15 protein-coding genes are annotated in these 21,776 nt (G+C 61.6%); 9 read left to right on the top strand and 6 right to left on the bottom strand.

From position 1 onward, the window contains the following. Positions 1-193: 193 nt before the first annotated feature. A complete protein-coding gene (locus APH41_RS06235; RefSeq protein WP_054918031.1) occupies positions 194-4,045 on the bottom strand; it encodes a bifunctional diguanylate cyclase/phosphodiesterase in 3,852 nt (1,283 codons plus the stop codon). Positions 4,046-4,330: 285 nt separating this feature from the next. On the opposite strand from APH41_RS06235, the gene ettA reads away from it, so the two are divergent. Next, entirely contained in the window at positions 4,331-5,995 is a 1,665-nt protein-coding gene (ettA, locus tag APH41_RS06230) for an energy-dependent translational throttle protein EttA (RefSeq protein WP_014720011.1), read from the top strand. A gap of 66 nt (positions 5,996-6,061) precedes the next feature. On the opposite strand, the gene APH41_RS06225 is transcribed toward ettA, so the two are convergent. Next, on the bottom strand, positions 6,062-6,991 hold the full coding sequence (locus tag APH41_RS06225; RefSeq protein ID WP_054918030.1) for a LysR family transcriptional regulator: 930 nt from the start codon (positions 6,989-6,991) through the stop codon (positions 6,062-6,064). A gap of 95 nt (positions 6,992-7,086) precedes the next feature. Here APH41_RS06225 and APH41_RS06220 point away from each other — a divergent pair, with 95 nt between their 5' ends. From APH41_RS06220 to gdhA, 7 genes are all read left to right on the top strand, one after another. Then, a complete protein-coding gene (locus APH41_RS06220; protein WP_054918029.1) occupies positions 7,087-8,280 on the top strand; it encodes an MFS transporter in 1,194 nt (397 codons plus the stop codon). A 34-nt stretch (positions 8,281-8,314) separates the two neighbouring features. Next, entirely contained in the window at positions 8,315-9,139 is an 825-nt protein-coding gene (locus tag APH41_RS06215) for a hypothetical protein (protein WP_019818016.1), read from the top strand. A 33-nt stretch (positions 9,140-9,172) separates the two neighbouring features. After that, positions 9,173-10,390, top strand: a complete 1,218-nt coding sequence (locus tag APH41_RS06210) for an MFS transporter (protein WP_054918028.1) — start codon at positions 9,173-9,175, stop codon at positions 10,388-10,390. Positions 10,391-10,429: 39 nt separating this feature from the next. After that, complete coding sequence (locus APH41_RS06205; RefSeq protein ID WP_054918026.1) at positions 10,430-11,659, top strand: pyridoxal phosphate-dependent aminotransferase; 1,230 nt, start codon at positions 10,430-10,432, stop codon at positions 11,657-11,659. Between the two features lie 24 nt (positions 11,660-11,683). After that, positions 11,684-12,529: a hypothetical protein gene (locus APH41_RS06200; protein WP_054918024.1), complete on the top strand. Its 846-nt coding sequence runs from the start codon at positions 11,684-11,686 to the stop codon at positions 12,527-12,529. A gap of 48 nt (positions 12,530-12,577) precedes the next feature. Then, complete coding sequence (gene aepX, locus APH41_RS06195) at positions 12,578-13,468, top strand: phosphoenolpyruvate mutase (RefSeq protein WP_032904173.1); 891 nt, start codon at positions 12,578-12,580, stop codon at positions 13,466-13,468. Between the two features lie 345 nt (positions 13,469-13,813). Continuing rightward, positions 13,814-15,151 carry an NADP-specific glutamate dehydrogenase gene (gene gdhA / locus APH41_RS06190; protein ID WP_054918022.1) on the top strand — a complete coding sequence of 446 codons (1,338 nt, stop codon included), beginning with the start codon at positions 13,814-13,816 and terminating at the stop codon, positions 15,149-15,151. On the opposite strand, the gene APH41_RS06185 is transcribed toward gdhA, so the two are convergent. The 4 genes from APH41_RS06185 to APH41_RS06170 form a co-directional block, all read right to left on the bottom strand. Then, the gene (locus tag APH41_RS06185; protein ID WP_054918020.1) at positions 15,148-15,645 is read right to left on the bottom strand and encodes a GreA/GreB family elongation factor; all 498 of its coding nucleotides are present in this window, start codon (positions 15,643-15,645) and stop codon (positions 15,148-15,150) included. The two genes, gdhA and APH41_RS06185, sit on opposite strands and share 4 nt — an antisense overlap. A gap of 172 nt (positions 15,646-15,817) precedes the next feature. Beyond that, positions 15,818-16,174 carry a hypothetical protein gene (locus APH41_RS06180; RefSeq protein ID WP_054918017.1) on the bottom strand — a complete coding sequence of 119 codons (357 nt, stop codon included), beginning with the start codon at positions 16,172-16,174 and terminating at the stop codon, positions 15,818-15,820. 197 nt (positions 16,175-16,371) lie between these two features. Further along, the gene (locus APH41_RS06175) at positions 16,372-18,225 is read right to left on the bottom strand and encodes a DUF4105 domain-containing protein (RefSeq protein ID WP_054918015.1); all 1,854 of its coding nucleotides are present in this window, start codon (positions 18,223-18,225) and stop codon (positions 16,372-16,374) included. A gap of 92 nt (positions 18,226-18,317) precedes the next feature. Then, entirely contained in the window at positions 18,318-18,806 is a 489-nt protein-coding gene (locus tag APH41_RS06170; protein ID WP_003194274.1) for a DUF3015 domain-containing protein, read from the bottom strand. A gap of 263 nt (positions 18,807-19,069) precedes the next feature. Here APH41_RS06170 and APH41_RS06165 point away from each other — a divergent pair, with 263 nt between their 5' ends. Then, on the top strand, positions 19,070-21,508 hold the full coding sequence (locus APH41_RS06165; RefSeq protein WP_034126964.1) for a Lon protease family protein: 2,439 nt from the start codon (positions 19,070-19,072) through the stop codon (positions 21,506-21,508). The last annotated feature ends 268 nt before the right edge of the window (positions 21,509-21,776 follow it).

Genomic DNA, 21,776 nt, shown 5'->3' with positions numbered 1-21,776 from the left:
CATTCTAACTCAATGGGTTTTAGATGGCATATGAAAGGACATCATGTCGCGGACAAGTGGGGTTCATCTGCGGATGATCGTTCCCACGCTCTGCGTGGGAATGCATCCCGTGACGCTCTGCGTCACATTTAAAAGCGGACGCAGAGCGTCCAGAATTGCGTTCCCACGCGGAGCGTGGGAACGATCAGGGACTTCAGTCAAACATGAACAGCGCATCATTACTGAACTGCACCTCAAACCGATTCGCCGGCATCGGCCGCCCGAACAGGTAACCCTGCACCTCATCACAGCCATGTTCACGCAGGAAGTCCAATTGCTCATGGGTTTCCACGCCTTCGGCGATCACTGCCAGGTTCAGGCTGTGGGCCATGGCAATAATCGCCCGGGCGATCTGCGCGTCCTGCTCACCGGAGGGCAGGCCATCGACGAAGGTGCGGTCGATCTTCAGCACATCGATGGGGAATTGCTTGAGGTAGTTGAGCGACGAATAGCCGGTGCCAAAGTCATCCACCGCGATGCTCAGGCCCAGGTTTTTCAGGCTGGCGAGGATCTGCAGGGCTTCGTTGACTTCACGCATCAGGATACTTTCGGTCAGTTCCAGCTCCAGGCACGCCGGCGGCAGGCCGGTGTCCTTGAGGATGGTGGCGATGCGCGTGCCCAACTGGCCGTCGGAGAACTGCCGCGCCGAGATGTTCACTGATACTTTCGGCACGCGCACTTTGTTCTGGTGCCAGGTCTTGAGCTGGCGGCAGGCTTCGCCGATCACCCAGTCGCCCACATCCACCACCAGCCCGAGCTCTTCCAGTACCGGGATAAAGTCCCCGGGCGGTACCAGGCCACGGCGCGGGTGGCGCCAGCGCAGCAGGGCTTCGGCGCCGGTCAGGCGTTTGCCGTCGCCGCTGAATTGCGGCTGGTAATAGAGCACGAATTCGTTCTGGTCCAAGGCGTGGCGCAGGTCGCTTTCCAGTTCCAGGCGCTCCAGGGCGCTGGCGTTCATGTCGGCCTGGTAGAACTGGAAGTTGTTCTTGCCGCGCTCTTTAGCGTGATACATCGCCGTGTCGGCGTTTTTCATCAATTGGCTCAGCTCGTTGCCGTCTTGCGGGCTGAGGGCGATGCCGATACTGGCGGTCACGAAGAATTCGCGGCCCTCCAGCACAAAAGGTTTGACCAGGCTGGCGAGGATCTGCTCGGCCACATGGATCGCACGGTTCAGCGCCATATCGCGGCTGACCCGTGGTTGCAGGAGCAAGGTGAATTCGTCGCCGCCCATGCGCGCCACGGTGTCGTCCTCGGCCACACAACCGAGCAGGCGCGTGGCCATTTCCTTGAGCATCCGGTCGCCGGCCGCGTGGCCGAGGGAGTCGTTGATCGGCTTGAAGCGGTCAAGGTCGAGGAACATCAGCACCACCCACGACTTCTGCCGTTCGGCGGACTGCAACGCGGTGTGCAGGCGGTCCTGGAACAGGGTGCGGTTGGGCAGGTGGGTCAGGGCGTCGTAGTAGGCCAGGCGGTGGATGCGCTGCTCACTGGCCTTGCGCTCGCTGATATCGCTGAAGAAACACACGTAGCTGGCCAGGTCGCCTTCGTCGTCGAACACCGCGGTAATGCCGACCCAGGCCGGGTAATGCTCGCCATTGAGACGCTTGAGCCACACCTCGCCTTCCCAGGTGCTGTGCTGGTGCAATTGCTTGAGCACATAACGCAGATGGGCTTCCTGCTGCTCATCGACGGTGAGCATATTGGGCAACTGGTCGAGCACATCGCTCACCGCATAGCCGCTGACCCGGCTGAACGCCTCGTTGGCCTGCACGATATAACCGGCTGGGTCGGTGATCAGGATCGCCGAAGTGGAATGTTCGAACACCGTGGCTGCCATGCGCAGGTCTTTTTCGGCGCGTCGTTGCTGGCTGATATCGCGGCCCACGCCGAGGATGCCTTCAAACGCGCCATGTTCATCCCACACCAGCACCAGGCGCAGTTCGATCGGCACTTTGCGCCCGTCGGCGCGCAGGCAGTCGAACAGAAACAGTTGGGTCTGGACTTCATCGCGCAAGGTCTTCAAGGCGTCGGGGTTGCCGAGGGCGCGGCTGACCTGTTCCATCAGGCTGTAAATGCCGGTCAACTGCTGAGGGTTGGCAACGATCGACTGCCAGCCGTTCTTGAACACCCAGTCCACGTCATAGCCCAGGACGGTGTTGACCGAGGGGCTGATGTAGTTGAGGGCCAGTTGGCTGTCGGTGGAGCAGATCACGTCGCTGATGCTTTCGGCCAGCATCCGGTAGCGCTGTTCACTGTCGCGTAGTGATTCACTGGCCTCGATCTGGTCGGTAATGTCCTTGGCCACGCCGATGATCCGGGTGACCACCGTAGAGGTATCGCGGGCCAGCGCCTGTTCGCGGATATCGAAGCGGCGCCACTGGTTATTGCGGTGGCGAAAGCGCAGTTGGCAGTGCAGTTGGGTCGTATAGCCGACCTGGCGTTGCTGTTCGCGCGCGTCATGGTAGTGCTCGGCGTCTTCGGGGTTTAGCAGGATTTCCCAGAAGTACTCACCCATTTGCTGCAGTTCGGCTTTGTTGTAGCCCAGGGTGTGACCCAGATGATGGTTGCTGAAAATCATGCGCTGGCTGATCACGTCCTGCACATACAGGTGATCGGGCACGGTGCGCACCACATCCGACCAGAAGCTTTCACGCTCCACCAGCGACAACTCGATCAGCTTGCGGCTGGTGATGTCGCTGATGCTGAGAATCACGGCCTTGACGTCATCCTGCTGCTCCGGCAAACGCATCACCAGCCACAGGTACTGTTCGTTGCCGGCCACGTCGTTGAGCTGGATTTCCAGCTCCAGCTGTTTTTGCCGGGTCAGTACCGCTTCCAGCACTTGGTAGCCGATGGACGTGGCATTGCTCGGGCAATCATCGATCAGGCGCTCCCACGCCTGCTCGCAAGACGCGACGTTGAGCAGGCGCACGGCCATCTGGTTGACCTCGGTGACGCGCAACTCCTTGAGCAGTTGCTTGCGCTCGGCGGGGTTGGCCTGCAACCAGGCGTGCAACTGCTCACGGCTTTGCACCTGGGTCTTGTTGCAAAACGCCTTCAGCCCCGACAGGTCCAACACGCACAACGCGACGCCGGTGCCTTCGAAGATGTCCTGGTAGCGTCGCCGGCCTTCGTTCACCTGGCGTTGGCGACGGCGCATGTTGAGCAGCACGATCACCGGGATCAGCGAAAACGCCAGGCCGAGCAGGCACTTGCCGATAAAGGCCGGCAGCAGTTGTTCCAGCACCGCACTGCGGTCAAACATGCCGCGCAGTTGCCAATCGCTTTTGCTCAAGGGCGTGACCAGCACGCTGCGGTTCAATTCTTCCGGCGTCAGGGCGCCGGACCACTGCGCCGGCATGCCGCTGTCACGGCTGACCACACGATGGTTCAGGCTGTTCTCGATCGCCCACATCGGGCGTTGACCCTGGACATCCTGGCGCGTGAGGTTGGCCAGATAATTGGGCGCCAGGCGCAAGGCCCAGTACACCTTGGAGCCACCGCTGGGTTGGTGCAGCAACAGATAGATGACCGTGCCGTCATTGTCGTTGCTCAGGTAGTAGGACTGGGCGTGACTGCGCTTGACCAGGTCTTCGAGCAGGGCACTGTCTTGGCTGCCTTCGGCAGTGTCGCTGATCAGTGCGCCGCTGGGGGCGAGCAGGGCGAAGCTGCGCAGGTCCGGCAGTGAGCGCTGCAACGTGCGCATCAGGGCCTGCTGCTGTTCGGGGTTGCGCGGCGGCTCGACAATCGGCAACAGGTTCAGGGCGATCTGCGCGCTCAGGGCCATGCTCTGGCTGATCTGCTCGGCCAGGTCGGCACTGTAGTCGATGGTGTATTGCTGTTGGTTTTTCTGGTTTTGCTGCAATTGGTCCAGCAGTTGCCAGAACAACAAGGCGAGCAACAGCAGGACAAGCGTCGCCAACGCGCCTTTCAAGGTGCCGTGCAGGGGCGCTCCCGGCGCAATATGAGCGGCGCGCAAGGGCGTGGGCGGCGTGACGTTGGACAAACTGTGATCCTGCGGTTTGGCTGGACTGGCGCGCGACGTGCACTATAAGCCGGACGCCCGAAGGGCGGCTAGCATGCCTTGAGTTGTGGCAAAGTGCCAGTCCTGCCTGGCTGGACTGCCCCAGCGCATTCAGGTAGCTTTGCCGGTTACGCGGGGGCGTTCCAGCCCCAGACATTCAGGCTTTTTTTGCTCGCTGGCATTGATGATAGTCAAAGGCCCGCGCGGCGCATGGCCTGGCACGGGCTTCGTCCGCTTAATTCATCAGTCACTGACGCTAGGTTCACCATGGCTCAATACGTCTTCACCATGCATCGGCTGGGAAAAGTTGTTCCGCCGAAGCGGGAAATCCTGAAAAACATTTCGCTGTCCTTCTTTCCAGGCGCCAAGATCGGCGTGCTCGGCCTCAACGGTTCGGGTAAGTCCACCCTGCTGAAAATCATGGCGGGCGTTGACACCGAGTTCGAAGGCGAAGCCCGTCCGATGCCGGACCTGAACATCGGCTACCTGCCGCAAGAGCCGATCCTGGACCCGACCAAGACCGTGCGTGAAGTGGTCGAAGAAGCCGTCAGCGTGATCAAGGACGCCCAGGCCCGCCTCGATGAGGTGTACGCCGCCTACGCCGAACCGGACGCCGACTTCGACAAGCTGGCCGCCGAACAGGCCAAGCTCGAAGCGATCCTGCAGGCGGGCGATGGCCACAACCTGGAGCGCCAACTGGAAGTCGCCGCCGATGCGCTGCGCCTGCCAGCCTGGGACGCCAAGGTCGAACACCTGTCCGGTGGTGAGAAGCGTCGTGTGGCCCTGTGCCGCCTGCTGCTGTCGGCCCCTGACATGCTGCTGCTCGACGAACCGACCAACCACCTGGACGCCGATTCCGTCGCCTGGTTGGAGCACTTCCTCCACGATTTCCCGGGCACCGTGGTTGCGATCACGCACGACCGTTACTTCCTGGACAACGTCGCCGGCTGGATCCTGGAGCTCGACCGCGGCGCCGGTATCCCTTACGAGGGCAACTACTCCGGTTGGCTGGAAGCCAAGTCCGACCGTCTGGCCGCCGAATCCAAGCAGCAATCGGCCCACGAAAAAGCCATGAAGGAAGAACTGGAATGGGTGCGCAAAGGCGCCAAGGCCCGCCAGTCCAAATCCAAGGCCCGTCTGCAACGCTTTGAAGAAATGCAGTCGCAGGAATTCCAGAAGCGCAGCGAAACCAACGAGATCTACATCCCGGCTGGTCCGCGCCTGGGTGACAAGGTCATTGAGTTCAAGAACGTGACCAAAGGCTATGGCGACCGCGTGCTGATCGACAACCTGTCGTTCGCCATGCCAAAAGGCGCGATCGTCGGCGTTATCGGCGGTAACGGTGCGGGTAAATCCACACTGTTCCGCATGCTGATGGGCAAGGAAACCCCGGACTCCGGCAGCATCGAGATCGGTGACACCGTGCAGTTGGCCTGTGTGGACCAGAGCCGCGACGACCTCGACGGCAGCAAGACTGTGTTCCAGCAGATCTCCGACGGTTCCGACCAGATCCGTATCGGCAACTATGAAATCCCGTCGCGCACCTACGTCGGCCGTTTCAACTTCAAGGGCGGCGACCAGCAGAAGTTCGTCAAGGACCTGTCCGGTGGTGAGCGCGGTCGCTTGCACCTGGCCCTGACCCTGAAAGAGGGCGGCAACGTCCTGCTGCTCGACGAACCGTCCAACGACCTCGACGTTGAAACCCTGCGTTCCCTGGAAGAAGCCCTGCTGGACTTCCCGGGCGCCGCCATTGTGATCTCTCACGATCGGTGGTTCCTTGACCGCGTCGCGACCCACATCCTGGCGTACGAAGATGACTCCCAGGCGGTGTTCTTCGAAGGTAACTACACCGAGTACGAAGCCGACCGTAAAAAGCGCTTGGGTGAGGCCGCTGCCCAGCCGCACCGCGTACGCCACAAAAAACTGGCCTGATGCTGCAATAGCCGCAACAGCCCGTTGAAAAAATACCCCTCACGCAGGGGTATTTTTTTGCCTGCGTTATGCCGGAAGCGTCGTGGGCGCCAGGGCCGGGCGGCTGCGCAGCAATTCTTCGACCACCCCCATAAACGCCTCGACCAACAATGAGCGTGACTGTAAGCGTGTGAGTATCAGCAGGTGTACCCAGGCTTCGGGGTCTGCCAAGGGGCGGTAGACCACGCCTTTCCTGGCCAGTGTGCGGGTGCACTGGGGCACGAGCGAGACACCTTGGCCTGCCGCCACCAGGGCGATGATCGAGGTGATCTGGCGCCCCGCAGGGCCCGGGCGCAGCGCCAGGCCACGGCGTTGATACAGGTGCTCGATGGAGCCGTTGAGGCCCGAACCGTAATCGCTGGGGAACAGTATCAACGGGTACTCACTGAGCTGGGCGAGGGTGACTTCGCTCTGCTCCGCCAGCGGGTTGTCGCTGCAAAGAGCTGCCACCAGCGGTTCTTGCCCCAACGACAAAGCCTCGACGCCGGTTTGCCCGGCCTCAGGCAGCAGGCGGCTCATGCCGACGTCGATGCGCCCGTCCAGCACGTGCGTGTGCAGGCTGCCGGAAGCGCTCTCCACCAGGGTCAGTTGCACATCGGGAAAACGCTGGGCGAAGGCTTGCAGGGTTTGGCTGAAGAGTTCCGACAACGCGATCGAGCTGGCATAGCCTACGACCAGTTGGCCGGTCGAGCCGGCAGCCAGTTTGGCGGCGATGTCTTGTGCAAGCCTGGCGTGCTCCAGCGCTGCGCGGGCATACGGCAAAAAGTGCTGGCCTTGGGCGGTCAGTGTGACCGTGCGACTGGTGCGGTCGAACAGGCGAAAGCCAAGCTCGGTTTCCAGGGCCGAAATCTGCCGCGTCAGGGGCGGCTGGGCAAGGTGCAGGCGCTGGGCTGCGCGGCCGAAGTGCAGCTCTTCGGCGACCGTCAGGAAGTACCGTAACTTGCGTAGATCAAGCATTCTGTTTCCTGGGTATTGATCGGTCCGAATTCGGTATTGGTGTTCGCTGCGCTGGGTATTCTATAAACATCCTCGACTATAAGACGAGAGGCCACATGAACCCGCGCATGCATCACGCCCGCTTCGCCGTGTTCCTGTGTGGCTGTGCGGCGTTTCTGAATCTCTATGCGACACAGAGCATCCTGCCTGTGTTTGCCGAAAGCTTCCAGGTGAGTGCCCGGCAGGCAGGGTGGAGCATTACGGTGACCACGCTGGCGGTGGCGGTGACCGCGCCGTTTGTCGGGCGCCTGACCGGCCGTTTCGAGCAGCGCACGGTGATTGCCGTGGCCGCATTGCTGCTGGCGCTACCGACGCTGCTGACGGCCTATGTGGACAGTTTTGCCGAGCTGCTGGTGTGGCGTTTTGTCGAAGGGATGTTGATCCCAGTGGTGTTCGCCACCAGCGTGGCTTATATCGGTGATCGCTGGCGTGCGGCCACGGTCACCGAGATCACCAGTTTGTACGTCGCGGGGACGGTGCTCGGTGGGTTTGCCGGGCGCTTTGTCTCGGGGGTCATGACCCAATATGTGGGCTGGCGCGAAGCCTTCGAACTGTTGGCGGTGATCAGCCTGCTGGTCGGCCTGCTGATTGTGTGGCTTTTGCCGGCCAATCCGGTGGCGCGGCCCGGCGTTGCGGCCGTGGGCATGCACGGGGTGCGCCGGCTCCTGCGCAAACCCTTGCTGGCGGCCTATGGCGTCGGTTTCTGCGTGCTGTTCTCCCAAGTCGCAACCTTTACCTATGCCGGGCTGTATCTCAGCCAGGCCCCGTTCAACCTGGGCGCCGCCGCCTTGGGCACTTTGTATGCGGTGTTCCTGCTGGCGCTGGTGGTCATTCCTGTTGCGGGGCGCTTGAGCAAATCGCGACCACAATCGCAGTTACTGACCGGCGCTGTTGCGCTCGGCATCTGTGGCTCGGCGCTGACATTGTTGCCGTCCCTGTGGCTGATCGTGTTGGGGCTGGCCCTGAGTTCGACCGGCGTATTCCTGGCACAGGCATCCGCCAATGCGTATATCGCCACCACGGCAGGCCCGGACAAGTCCGGCGCCGTGGGGCTGTACCTGACCGGCTATTACCTGGGCGGCAGCGCCGGCGCCGTGGCCCCGGCCATGCTCTGGAATCAATGGGGCTGGCCGGGCTGCGTGGCGTTGGTCGCAGGTTTTCAGCTGTTGTCGCTGGCGATTGCCCTGCTGGGCTGGAAACCGGTAAAGCCCCAGGCCCTGATCGCCGGACAGCGGGGCAAACCAGCCTGATTTTTCATCCAATAAAGGACTATGAGAGGTGAACATGACTAACACCGTGATCAAGCGCAGCCAGTTGTTGAAGCTCATCGAACCGGTATTGAACGACATGCCGGCCGGTGCCTTGCGCCACGCGCTATTCGAAGCCTTCTGGGCTCAGGAAGACGCGCTGGTGGATATCGAAGACGCTTTTGCGCGACTCACCTCGCGTCGGCATTCGCCGGCGGTACTGCGCAAGTTCTTCGCCAGTTGGTCCAAGACCAATAATTCGGCAGCCAGTGTGTCCGGCCTGGCCAACCGCATTACCTTGCTGGCGCGCTCCGATGAAGGCTCCGCCGCCGCGGCGCAGTTGTACCGCGCCTGCGGCAGCCTGCAACGCATCACCGATGAAGATCTGGGCGCGTTGGGCAACACCTTGCACGCAGACCTGTTCTACACCATGGCCACCGCGCTGTGCGGCGATGACCAGTGGATATTGAAGGACAATTGCCTGCCCTCGGCACAGGCGTTCAAGGACTGGACCGACACCCGCCGCCTGCGAGATCGCGACCTGTTGCAGGGGTTACTGACCACGTTGATCCACGAGGTGTACACCCACGGCGAAGTGGAGTTCATCCACCCGTTGTACTCGCAGTGGTTCGTGCGGGACATGGGCGTGCCGCCGGAGAAATCCCGTGCGACGGTGGCCTGGGTCACGGTGCACACCGGCGGTACCGAGAGCAACCATTTCGCCCATGCGGTGGCGGCGGTGAATGAGTTCACCACTGCCATGCAGATTGAAGTGGACCCCGCCACGGCACGCGACATTTTTGCCCAATACCTGCAGCGTAAAGCCAGTGTGATGAGCGACTGTGCGCAGTTGCTGGGTTAACCCGGCCTTTTTGCCTGAGAGCCTCTGACCCAGATGAACACCCTGAAGCAGACCGCAGCGCCATCGTTGTCGCCGCCTGACCCGGTCAGCGTGCGTCGCCGCGCTCTGGTGGCCGGCTGCGGCGCGCATGCCGTGCACGACGGGCTGACCGATGTGATTTATGTGCTGTTGCCGATCTGGCAAGCGCAGTTCGGCCTCAGCTACGCCCAGATCGGCCTGTTGCGTGGTGCTTACGCGGGCATGATGGCCGGTTTTCAGTTACTGGCCAGCCGGGCTGCCGCGCGCTGGGGGCGTGAACGCTTGCTGGTAGGTGGCACGGCGTTGGCGGGCCTGGCCTACCTGCTGGCCGGCCAGGCTGGCGGGCTGGGCGTGTTGTTGTTGGCGCTGCTGCTGGGCGGGCTCGGCGCGAGTACGCAGCACCCGCTGGCCTCGTCGTTGATCACCGATACGCACGAGGCCGGCGGGGGCGTCAAACAAGCGCTGTCGCAGTACAACTTCAGCGGCGATATCGGCAAGACCCTGATCCCGGGGCTGATCGGCCTGTTGCTGGCGGTCATCAGTTGGCGCGCCAGTGTCACCCTGCTGGGTGTACTCGGGCTGCTGGCGGCAGGCCTGTTGTGGTGGCTGATCCCGGCACGCACCGAGGCGACGGCGGCGCCGCTGAAAGCCACCCGTACGGGCGGAGGCGCCGGCTCCGCGAGCGGCCTGCGTGCGCTGATCGTGACCGGCACGCTGGACAGCGCCGTGCGCATGGGTTTCCTCACCTTCCTGCCGTTTTTGCTCAAGGCCAAGGGCGCCGGGCCTGCGGGCATCGGCCTGGCGCTGACGATGCTGTTCGTCGGGGGCGCCTTTGGCAAATTGTTGTGCGGTTACCTCGGTGCGCGCATCGGCATGATGAAAACGGTATGGGCCACGGAGTTCACCACGGCCGTGTTGATCGTCATGGCGGTGTACTTGCCCTACGCCGGCTTGATGGTGATGTTGCCGCTGCTGGGGCTGGCGCTGAACGGCACGTCGTCGGTGCTGTACGGCGCAGTCCCGGACCTGGCAGGGCCGGGCAGGCGCGACCAGGCGTTCGCCGTGTTCTACACCGGCACCATCGGTGGCGGCGCCTTGGCGCCGGTGCTGTTCGGCAGCCTTGGGGATGCCACCGGTGTGCCCATGGCCGTCCTGTTGCTGGCCGCCACCCTGTTGCTGACCTTGCCGCTGTCCTGGCGGGTTCAGCAAGGGCTGGAGGCCCAAGCCCGGTAGGGCGAACGAACGTTCCAACGTGTTCTGGCAGGTATAAGAATGAATAACAGTGAACCGTCTGCCGTGTCATTGCCGTTGTCCCAGCGTGCGCAACGTCTTAGCGCACCCGGCACATCCAGCATGCGCAGTAAAGCCAATGCCTTGAAAGAAGCCGGCATCAACGTGGTCAACTTTGCCGCGGGCGAATTGTCCTTCGATGCCTGCCCGATCATGAAAGCCGCCGCGGCCGATGCGCTCGCCACTGCCCGCAACCGCTATACGCCGCCCATCGGCCTGCCCCAGCTTCGCCACGCGCTGGCGCAGCAGGTCACTCAGCGCTGCGGGGTGAATTACGCCGCCGATGAAATAGCGGTGACCGCTGGTGCCAAGCAGGCGCTGTACAACGCCGCGATGGTGCTGCTCAATCCGGGGGATGAAGTCATCGTCGCGGTGCCGTACTGGGAAACCTTCCCCACCCAGATCCAACTGGCCGGTGGCGTTCCCGTCTATGTCGACACGGCTGCGGATGACTATCGCCTCACCTGCGCAGCGGTCCAGAAGGCCCTGACCTCGCGCACCCGGATGATTGTGATCAACACCCCGAACAATCCGACGGGCACGGTTTATCAGCGCGAAGAACTGCTGGGTATTGCCCGGCTCGCCTTCGCACACAGGCTTTGGGTGGTGTTCGACGAGTGTTACCGCAAACTGGTGCGCGCGCCCCATGAACATCACAACATCGTGTCGCTGTTTGCGCCGCTCAAACATCAGACGGTACTGGTCGATTCGTTTTCCAAGAGCCACGCGGTCACCGGCTGGCGGGTAGGGTATGCGTGTGCGCCCGCCCCAGTCATCGCCGCCATGCACAACCTGCAAGGGCATACGACGTCCAACCCCAGCAGTCTGTCCCAATATGCCGCGCTCGGCAGCCTGATGGCGGACGCGCCGCACTTTACCCGCCAGGTCAATGCCTTCCTCGACCAGCAATTGCTCGCGGCCTGCACCTGCCTGGGGCATGTCGACGGCATTCGGTGCGCCCCGCCAGAAGGGGCGTTCTATCTGTTTATCGATGTGTCCCGCAAGTTGGGGGGCCGCTACCTGGGCACCGTTATTCGTGACGTCGACCACTTGGCCGATCTGTTATTGACCGAGGCCCATATCGCGGTAGTGCCCGGCTCTGGTTGTGGTGACGGCAACAGCATCCGTATCTCCTACGCCGTTGAGCGTGAAGCGCTGATTGAGGGCCTCACACGCTTTAGTCGTTTCATGTCAGAAATCGTTGCGCATTAACCCCACCTTAAAAGGATATGAGCCGTGGAAAATCTGAGCCGCCAATTGATCGGGTACGTGAACCAGGCGCTGGTGGATGTCGAGGACGGACATCTGGTCCAGGCCCTGCTCAGCGGTTTCAACAGTCAAACCGCCGCGCTGGACACGTACTGCGAGACCTATGTCGACATGACCTCCAGTAATTGGAGCGAGTCGTCACTGTGTACGTTCTTCTGTGGCTGGCGTAGCCCGGACGGCGCCGCCCATGCCGTCTCGAGCGTCATCGTGCGCATCCTCCAGGAGTCGGCATCGTTGACGGATGACGCCCGGTTGAAAATGCTCGAAGCGGCGGCCCATTGTGGGGAGATCATTGTCGAGGACATCGGGCTGGGTGAAATGCATGGGCATCCGCACCATTCCAAGCTGTATTACCGCATGGCTTCGGCCATCTGCGGCTCCGATGATTGGCGCCTGCAAGACAAATTCCTCAACCCGATTACCAAAGAGTTCTCCGGTTGGGTGGGGGAAAAACGCCCATTGGCGCCGCAACTCATCGAAGCGCTGGAAATGATGGCCATGACGGAGTTGTTCAATACCGGCGAATACAACCTGATGACCCCGCTATGGAAGCAGTGGTTGCGCGATGTACGGGGCTATAGCGCCGGTGAGGCCAGCCGCGTCGCAAGTTTTCTCAGCGTGCATTGCGGCAGCGTGGAAGCACGCCACTTCAAGCATGCCGCTGAGGCGTTGCGGCTGTATGCCAGCGCCACCGGGCAGGCCGTGGATTACGCGCGTATCGCACGGCTCTCCAAGGAGTACGTGGCCAGGGCCTGCGAACATCTGCAAAAGATGGCGTCGGTGCTCAAGTGCGAACAGCCCGCCTGGGATTGAGGCTGTTCGATAACCCTTGTTGTGCCGCTGATAAGGAGCCTGAACCCTATGATGGATACCGAAGCGCGCCGACGCCCTCTGTCGGCGCTATTGGATAGCAACCGTTGCCTGCGTGTACTCGAAGCCCATAGCCCGATATCGGCGTTGCTCGCGCAACGCGCCAGGCTGGAGATCAGCCCCGGGCATACGGTGGGGTACGACGCCATCTGGTCGAGTTCGCTGACCGACTCGACCCAGCGCGGGTTACCCGACATCGAAATCCTTTCGCCCAGTAACCGGTTGCCGGGGATTCGCGAAATATTCGATGTGTGCTCGCTGCCGCTGATATTCGATGCCGATACCGGCGGCAAGGCCGAACATTTCGCGATTCATATCAAGATGCTGGAGCGCGCGGGCGTCTCGGCGGTGGTGATCGAAGACAAGTGCGGCCTGAAGAAGAACTCACTCTTGGGCATTGAGGTCGACCAGGCGCAGGAGTCCATCGAGGCCTTTTGCGCCAAGCTCCAGGCCGGCTGTGCGAGTCGCACCGGCTCAGGGCTGATGATGATTGCCCGGTGTGAAAGCTTGATCCTGGATCGCGGCATGGAAGAGGCGATGGCGCGGTGCCTGGCGTATGTGGAGGCGGGGGCGGATGGCATCATGATCCACAGCCGCAAGCAGGATGGCCTGGAAATCCTGGAATTCGCCCGGCAGTTTCGCCTGCAGCGGCCCAGGGTACCGCTGATTTGTGTGCCGACCAGCTATGTTCACCTGAAGTTCGAGGTGCTGGAGCGAGCAGGTTTCAACGCGGTGATTTATGCCAATCACATGTTGCGCAGTGCCTACCTGGCCATGCGCGATACCGCCGTCGGAATCCTCGCCAATGGCAGGACGCTGGAACTGGAGCCACGTTGCCTGGGCATCGACGAAATACTCGACCTGGTGCCCGGTACGCGCTAGAGACATGCGCGGGTCTGTGGGCAAATGCTGTGCGGGCTTGCTCGCGAAAGCGGTGGGTCAGTCGCTGCATCTGTAACTGCACCGCCGCTATCGCAGGCAAGCCAGCTCCCACATGACCGGTGTACTCGATCCAATGTGGGAGCTGGCTTGCCTGCGATAACGGCCTACCTGTTGGTGCAAAACTCAGAGTGAAATCCCCATTTAAGGGCAAAAAAAGGCAGTTACTTATACTTATTGCACCATTTAATTTCACAAAAGCGACATTTTGCCCTGTCACGGTGCGAAACGAATTGATAAAGTCCGGCTCAATCTCCGTTAACAACAATCAATTTGCCGAGACTGTTCATGACCGAATCCGTCGATTCCTTCCTTGCCCGCCTCAAGAAACGCGACCCGGACCAACCGGAATTCCACCAGGCTGTAGAAGAAGTCCTGCGCAGCCTGTGGCCCTTTCTTGAAGCCAACCCGCACTATCTGACCTCGGGCATTCTGGAGCGCATCTGCGAGCCGGAACGCGCGATCACGTTCCGGGTGTCGTGGGTGGATGACCATGGCAAGGTCCAGGTCAATCGCGGTTTCCGTATCCAGATGAACAGCGCCATTGGGCCCTACAAAGGTGGCTTGCGCTTCCACCCTTCGGTCAACCTGGGTGTGCTGAAATTCCTCGCCTTCGAACAGACCTTCAAGAACTCCCTGACCTCGCTGCCCATGGGCGGCGGCAAAGGCGGCTCGGACTTCGACCCCAAGGGCAAGAGCGACGCCGAAGTGATGCGCTTCTGCCAGGCGTTCATGAGCGAGCTGTACCGCCATATCGGTGCGGACGTGGACGTACCGGCCGGCGATATCGGCGTGGGCGCACGGGAAATCGGCTTCCTGTTCGGCCAGTACAAACGCCTGAGCAATCAATTCACCTCAGTGCTGACCGGCAAGGGCATGACTTATGGCGGTAGCCTGATCCGCCCGGAAGCCACCGGTTTCGGCTGTGTGTATTTCGCCGAGGAAATGCTCAAACGCCAAGGTCAGCGGGTTGAAGGCAAGCGTGTGGCCGTGTCCGGCTCCGGTAACGTGGCGCAATACGCGGCGCGCAAGGTCATGGACCTGGGCGGCATGGTGATTTCCCTGTCGGACTCCGAAGGCACCCTGTACGCCGAAAGCGGCTTGACCGAAGAACAATGGTCGGCCCTGCTGGAGCTGAAAAACGTACAGCGCGGGCGTATCAGTGAACTGGCCACACGTTTCGGCCTGGAGTTCCGCAAAGGCCAGGCGCCTTGGGAACTGGCCTGCGATATCGCGCTGCCCTGCGCCACCCAGAACGAACTCGACGCCGAAGCAGCGCGCACCTTGCTGCGCAACGGCTGCCTCTGCGTGGCCGAAGGCGCGAACATGCCGACCACGTTGGGGGCTGTGGATATCTTTATCGACGCGGGCATTCTGTTTGCGCCGGGCAAGGCGTCCAACGCCGGTGGTGTGGCGGTGAGCGGTCTGGAAATGTCGCAGAACGCCATGCGCCTGCTGTGGACCGCCGGGGAAGTGGACAGCAAGCTGCACAACATCATGCAGTCGATCCACCATGCCTGCGTGCATTACGGTGAAGAAAACGGCCGTATCAACTACGTCAAGGGCGCGAACATCGCGGGCTTCGTGAAAGTGGCTGACGCGATGCTGGCCCAGGGTATCGTCTAGGCCTCGGGTTCGATGCGCAGCACTTCGATCAACTGATCGCCGACGGGGCGCTGCCACAGCACCTCGTCGCCCACCTGGGCGCCCAACAAAGCACGGCCCAGGGGCGAGCCCCAGTTGATCAAGCCTGCGTTGGCATCGGCCTGGTCTTCACCGACCAACTGGATGCGCTGCTGTTCGTCCTGCTCGTTGGCGAACGTGACCCAACTGCCGATCTGCACCTTGTCGGTGGACGTGGCCGGCGCGACTACCTGGGCGCTCTGCACTCGTTGGTTGAAGTAGCGCAGGTCCCGCTCAAGATCCGCCTGGCGCTGTTTATCGGCCTGCTCACCCTTGGCGGCTTCGTCGCTGTGCTCCCCTTGCAACTGCGCCACCTTGGCCTGCAATTGCGCCAACCCTTGCGCAGTCAGGCGGTTGGGCTGCTCGCTGACCTGGCGCTCCACCGGCTGATCGGCCTGGGCCGCCGCATTATCTTCATTTACAAAAGCTCGGCTCATGGCGTTCTCCTTCCTATGAAGGTTGGGCCACGTTCGCTGCCTGATCGTTCCCACCGGCGCTGATCGTTCCCACGCTCCGCGTGGGAATGCATCCTGTGACGCTCCGCGTCACGACCTCGCGAGCGGACGCGGAGCGTCCAGGGCGGCATTCCCACGCGGAGCGTGGGAACGATCAGCGTGAGCGATAGGCTTTGGCGGCGTCACGATCTTTTTCCTGCTGCCAATCGCGCTCGCTGTCGTCCCTGCGGTTTTCCTCGTAATCGCGCAGTTCCTGGCTCTCGCGCATGGCCTTGCACTGACGAAACCCATCTTCCCAACCTTCGGCGTATGGCCGGTCTTTCAGATAGCGCGGCACATTCTTGCGAAACGCCCCGGTAATCACCCCAGCGGCCTGGCGACCGCTGCTGCAACCGTCGTCGAAGCCATCGGCGAAGGCGGGTGGGTAACCTTTGGCCAGCAATTCCTGATGGGTTGACTGGCAACCCGACAACCCCACCACCGCGCACAGCATGACCGCATACCGCCACATGGCGTACTCCCTGGCCGTTTTACGGCTGATAAGGGAAGTCTAGAAGGGGATTTGTTGGGGCGGTGTGAAAGGCAGGTCAGAAAGTTGTGGGCCGAGTATAAAACCTGTGGGAGCTGGCTTGCCTGCGATGGCGGTGCGTCAGTCACTTCAACCTTGGCTGATATACCGTATATCGCGAGCAAGCCCGCACTCATTAATCAGTAGTGGTACCACTTCAGCTCAAGCATCACTTCATTCACTGGCGTGGACAGGTGGCTGTATTCACGCTGGGCGCTCAAGCGCAGGCCCAGGTTGCGCGACAGTTCCCACTGCTGGTTGAGGCTGATGCTGCGCCGCACTTCGCCGTTGGTGAAGAAATCGCCCTTGGCTTCCAGGCTCAGGTTGCCCAACGGGTTTTTCCACAGCACGCCGGTGTTGAACCCTGCCGCCGGGGAGATGGCTTCGCTGAAGTCGTTGTTGTGCTCCACGCGCACGGTGCCGAGGGCGAAGCCGAGCATGTCGTCGGAGAGTTGCCAGGTGCCACCGGCGCCGCCGTTGACGTGGGCGACCAGGGTTTCGTCGTCGTGTTTGCCCGGTACGCGTTCCAGGCCGCCGGTGACTTGCCACGACCAGGGTTGCAGCAGCGCATTGCGCGGCGTCAGCGAGCGGATGGTGGCCAGGTCCAGTTGCTGGAGCTGCCAGTGATTGCCTTCGTACTGGCGCAGTTTCATTTGCAGGATTTCGATCTGCGCGCCCAGGGGGAAGCCTTCGGCGTTGTCGTTGAGGTCGTGGTAGGCCATGCGCAGGCCGTATTCGCCGAAGGCTTTGTCGCCGCGGGTGCCGATGCCGGCTTGCCAGGTGCGCGACTCGTGGCCGTTTTCCGGCAGGCCAGGCGGGGTGATCTTCAGGTCTGGCGCCGGGTTCTGGTTGATCGCACGCAGCAGTTCGAAGCTGCGCTGGGAGCGTGTCGCGTCGCGCTCCAGGCCATTGGCGCGGTAGCGGCCCAGGCGGTAAGCGGCGTCCACGATCAGTGCCTGGCGCTCGCGGGGCAGTGCTTTGAATGCCGGTTCCTGCAGTTGCTTTTGGTCGTCGCTGATTTTCAGCACCCACTGTTGCTCATCGCTATCGAGTGGCTTGGCGCGTTCCAGCAGTTCACGTTCACGGGAGGGGCGATAGTCGATCTTTTCCACCAGGCCTGCATCTTTTACCGCTTTGACGGTATCGGTAGGGATCGCGGTGAGTGGGAATTGCTCAGTCAAGCGCAGGCCAGGGCGGGCCACTTGCAGCAGTTCGAGCAGGCGGTAGGAGCAGTTTTCGTCGAAGAAGAAGTAATCGAACTGGATCTGCTTGAGCTCCCACACGTGCTCGACCATACGCTTGGTCTCGACCTCGGTGAGATTCAAGCGGTATTCCCACAAATCGCGGTTTTCGAGGCTGCGGTATTCCGAGAGTTTCTCCTGATAGGGCACCAGGGCGAACAGGCCCGGATAACCGCCCATCAGGCCCTTCCAGGCATAGAGGATGCTGTTGTCGGAGCCTTCGATATAGGCGCCGAAGTTGATCGCATAGCTGAGCAGCGCGGTGTTGTTGCTTTGCACGTCGGCCTGGTCGATGCGCAGCAGGGTGTGGCCGAACATCGACGACGGGCTGTTGAGGTAGGCCGCCGGGAAGATCATCACTGCGCTATGGGGCGCGACGTCCTTGAACCATTGGGTGAACTCTTTGCACTCCAGGGCGGGCAGGTCGTTCAGTTGCAACTGGGCCTTGAGCCAGCGGGTGCGTGCGGGGTAGACGCATTGGGCGTGCTTTTCACCCAGGCTCGCCGGTGCATACAGCGCATCAACGGTGGCCTTGAGTTCGGCGTCCGGATGGTGTGCGCCATCGGGAGCGATGAAGAATTTCTTGTCGCTGACATAGCTGCGCCAGCCACTGACTTTGCCGGCTTCGTAGTGCCCCAGCGACAGCCAGAACGGATCATTGGCCAGTTGCTGCAAACGTTGATCGTCGAGGTGCGGTGCCGCATGCAGCGGGGCGCAGGCGAAGAGAGCCAGGCAAGCGAGGCGTTTGAGCATGGAGGCTACTTAAGTCGGACGGAAAAAAAGACCCAAGGTGGGCGGGTCGAAAAAATAAAACCCGCGCCTCGAAAGGCGCGGGCAGGTCGAGCTTAAGCCTGGGTTGCGTATTTCGCCAGACGGGCATCGCTTTTCAGTACGGCAATGGTGTTGTTGTGCACGTCGTCAGCGGTCACGTCAGCCTTGCTGAAGATCTGCTGGAAGTGCTCGTGGGTCACGGCTGCGAAGTGATCGCGATCTTCCGGCGCAACACCCAGTACCACCGCGTAGGTGGTCAGCGCTTCGCCGTTGCCTTTGGCCATGTCTTCAGACAGCTCGTTCATCATGCCATTCATGGCAATCCAGGACTTGCCGCCGTAGGTCAGGGCGCTGTTGGTGCTGCAACCGTTGGTGCCCGAGGTCATGCCGAAGGTGGCGTTACCCGAAGTACCGTTGGTGGTGGAGGCGAGGAAGTGGGCCGGAGTACCGCGCTGGCCTTCGAACAACATGTTGCCCCAACCGCAGTTCGGGCCACCTGGTGCTTCTGCCATTGCATTGAGGGAGACGACGGTGAAGAGAGTACCAAGAAGGATCCGTTTCATAGCTTTGTTCTCTTTGTGTGCAAACCAATGGACAAGGGTTCAGGTGCTCAACGCACCCTAGGGGCCAGTTATTAGTCCAACCCGCGCAGTTTGGAGTTTAGGCACGTTCCCAGGGTTCCGTGTTTTTTTATAAACATTCAGTGACGGGTGATTTTTTTGCAGGACGCGTGCGGTGGCTATGCTTTCCCGAAAGCGCGCCTTGCCAGAGCGCTCAACCGGGAGCCAGAATGCCCCATCTGCCCCGCCTGATGTAAGGAAGCCCGATGCCTGATCCTGTTGCTGCCAGCTTGCGTCTAGCGCCCGAAGCGCTGACTCGCCCTTTCTCCGCTGAACAGTTCAGCTTCTCGACCACCAATGATTTGGAGCCCTTTCGCGGTGTGCTTGGCCAGGAACGTGCGGTTGAAGCCTTGCAGTTCGGCGTGGCCATGCCACGCCCCGGTTACAACGTGTTTGTCATGGGCGAGCCGGGCACCGGCCGCTTTTCGTTCGTCAAACGCTACCTGAAAGCCGAAGGCAAGCGCCTGCAAACCCCGGCGGACTGGGTTTATGTGAATAATTTCGATGAGCCCCGCGAGCCTCGCGCCCTGGAATTACCGGGTGGCGCCGCCGCGGCGTTTATCGCCGATATCAACGGCCTGGTCGACAACCTGGTCGCCACCTTCCCGGCGGTGTTCGAACACCCGACTTATCAACAGCGTAAAAGCGCCATCGACCGGGCGTTCAACCAGCGCTACGACAAGGCGCTGGACGTGATCGAGCGCCTGGCCCTGGAAAAAGACGTGGCGCTTTACCGCGACAGCTCCAACATCGCCTTTACGCCGATGCTCGACGGCAAGGCGCTGGACGAAGCGGAGTTTTCGCAACTGCCGGAGGCCGATCGCGAGCGCTTCCACACCGATATCTCCGAGCTGGAAGAACGCCTCAACGAAGAGCTGGCCAGCCTGCCGCAGTGGAAGCGCGAGTCCAACAACCAGCTGCGCCAGTTCAACGAAGAAACCATCACCCTGGCCCTGCAGCCTTTGCTGGCGCCGTTGTCGGAAAAATACGCAGAAAATGCGGGCGTCTGTGGCTACCTGCAGGCCATGCAGGTGTACCTGCTCAAAACCGTGGTGGAGCAATTGGTGGACGACGCCAAGACCGACGCCCAGGCGCGCAAGCTGCTCGAAGAGCAATACTGCCCGAGCCTGGTGGTGGGCCACTCGGTCAACGGTGGCGCGCCGGTGGTGTTTGAACCGCACCCGACCTACGACAACCTGTTCGGCCGTATCGAATACAGCACCGACCAGGGCGCGCTCTACACCACCTATCGCCAGTTGCGTCCCGGCGCGTTGCACCGCGCCAACGGCGGTTTCCTGATCCTGGAAGCCGAAAAAATGCTCAGCGAGCCCTTTGTGTGGGATGCGCTCAAGCGTTCCCTGCAATCGCGCAAGCTGAAGATGGAATCGCCTTTGGGCGAACTCGGCCGCCTGGCCACCGTGACCCTCAACCCGCAGATGATTCCCTTGCAGGTCAAGGTGATCATCATCGGCTCGCGCCAGTTGTATTACGCCTTGCAAGACGCCGACCCGGACTTCCAGGAGATGTTCCGCGTACTGGTGGACTTCGACGAAGACATCCCCATGGTCGACGAGAGCCTGGAGCAGTTCGCCCAGTTGCTCAAAACCCGTACCTCGGAAGAAGGCATGGCGCCACTGACCTCGGACGCGGTGGCGCGCCTGGCGACTTACAGCGCACGCTTGGCCGAACATCAGGGGCGCTTGTCGGCGCGTATTGGTGATTTGTTCCAGCTGGTCAGCGAGGCGGATTTCATTCGCCACCTGGCCGGCGACGAAATGACCGATGCCGGGCATATCGAGCGCGCCCTCAAGGCCAAGGCCACGCGCACCGGCCGCGTGTCGGCGCGGATTCTCGACGACATGCTCGCTGGCGTCATCTTGATCGACACCGCCGGCGCCGCTGTGGGCAAGTGCAACGGCTTGACGGTGCTGGAGGTCGGCGACTCGGCATTCGGCGTGCCGGCGCGGATTTCCGCCACGGTATACCCGGGCGGTAGCGGTATTGTCGACATCGAACGCGAAGTTAACCTCGGCCAGCCGATTCACTCCAAGGGCGTGATGATCCTCACCGGTTACCTGGGCAGCCGTTATGCCCAGGAATTCCCGTTGGCCATCTCCGCCAGTATTGCCCTGGAGCAGTCCTACGGGTATGTGGACGGCGACAGTGCGTCCCTGGGCGAGGCATGCACCTTGATCTCGGCCTTGTCGAAGACGCCGCTCAAGCAATGCTTTGCCATCACCGGCTCGATCAACCAGTTTGGTGAAGTGCAGGCGGTGGGCGGGGTCAACGAGAAGATCGAAGGCTTCTTCCGCCTCTGCGAAGCCCGCGGGCTGACCGGTGAGCAGGGTGCGATCATCCCTCAGGCCAACGTGGCCACGCTGATGCTCGACGAGAAGGTGTTGCAGGCCGTGCGTGCCGGGCAATTTCACATCTATGCAGTGCGCCAAGCGGATGAGGCCTTGAGCCTGCTGGTGGGCGAGGATGCCGGTGAGCCGGACGCCGAGGGGCAGTTCCCGGAAGGCACCGTGAATGCGCGGGTGGTGGAGCGCTTGCGGGCGATTGCCGAGATGATCAGTGATGAGGATTTGAAGGAGGCGGAGAAGGAGCTGGCGCAGCAGGCGTTGGCAGAAGCCAAGCCAACCTGATTGCTGTCATCACTCGGTCAAGGTGGGAGCTGGCTTGCCTTAAGGCCAGTCAGTTAAGACTTTTTTGTAGGAGCGAGCTTGCTCGCGAAAAACTTTCAGGCGCCGCGTTCATTCAGCAAACACGCGTTATCGTTGCCGTTTTTCGCGAGCAAGCTCGCTCCTACATAAGGCGATGACCGCTTAAGCCAGCTCCCACACTGGTCCGTGGTGTTTTTGGGAACGTTTAGCGTGCCACAAAATTGACTCGACCCTCAGGGACCAACGCCCG

The sequence above is a fragment of the Pseudomonas sp. NBRC 111138 genome, from assembly GCF_001320835.1.
GTDB lineage: Bacteria > Pseudomonadota > Gammaproteobacteria > Pseudomonadales > Pseudomonadaceae > Aquipseudomonas > Aquipseudomonas paracarnis.
Note: the sequence above shows the minus strand (reverse complement) of the source record. Positions and strands in the feature narration are given on the sequence as shown.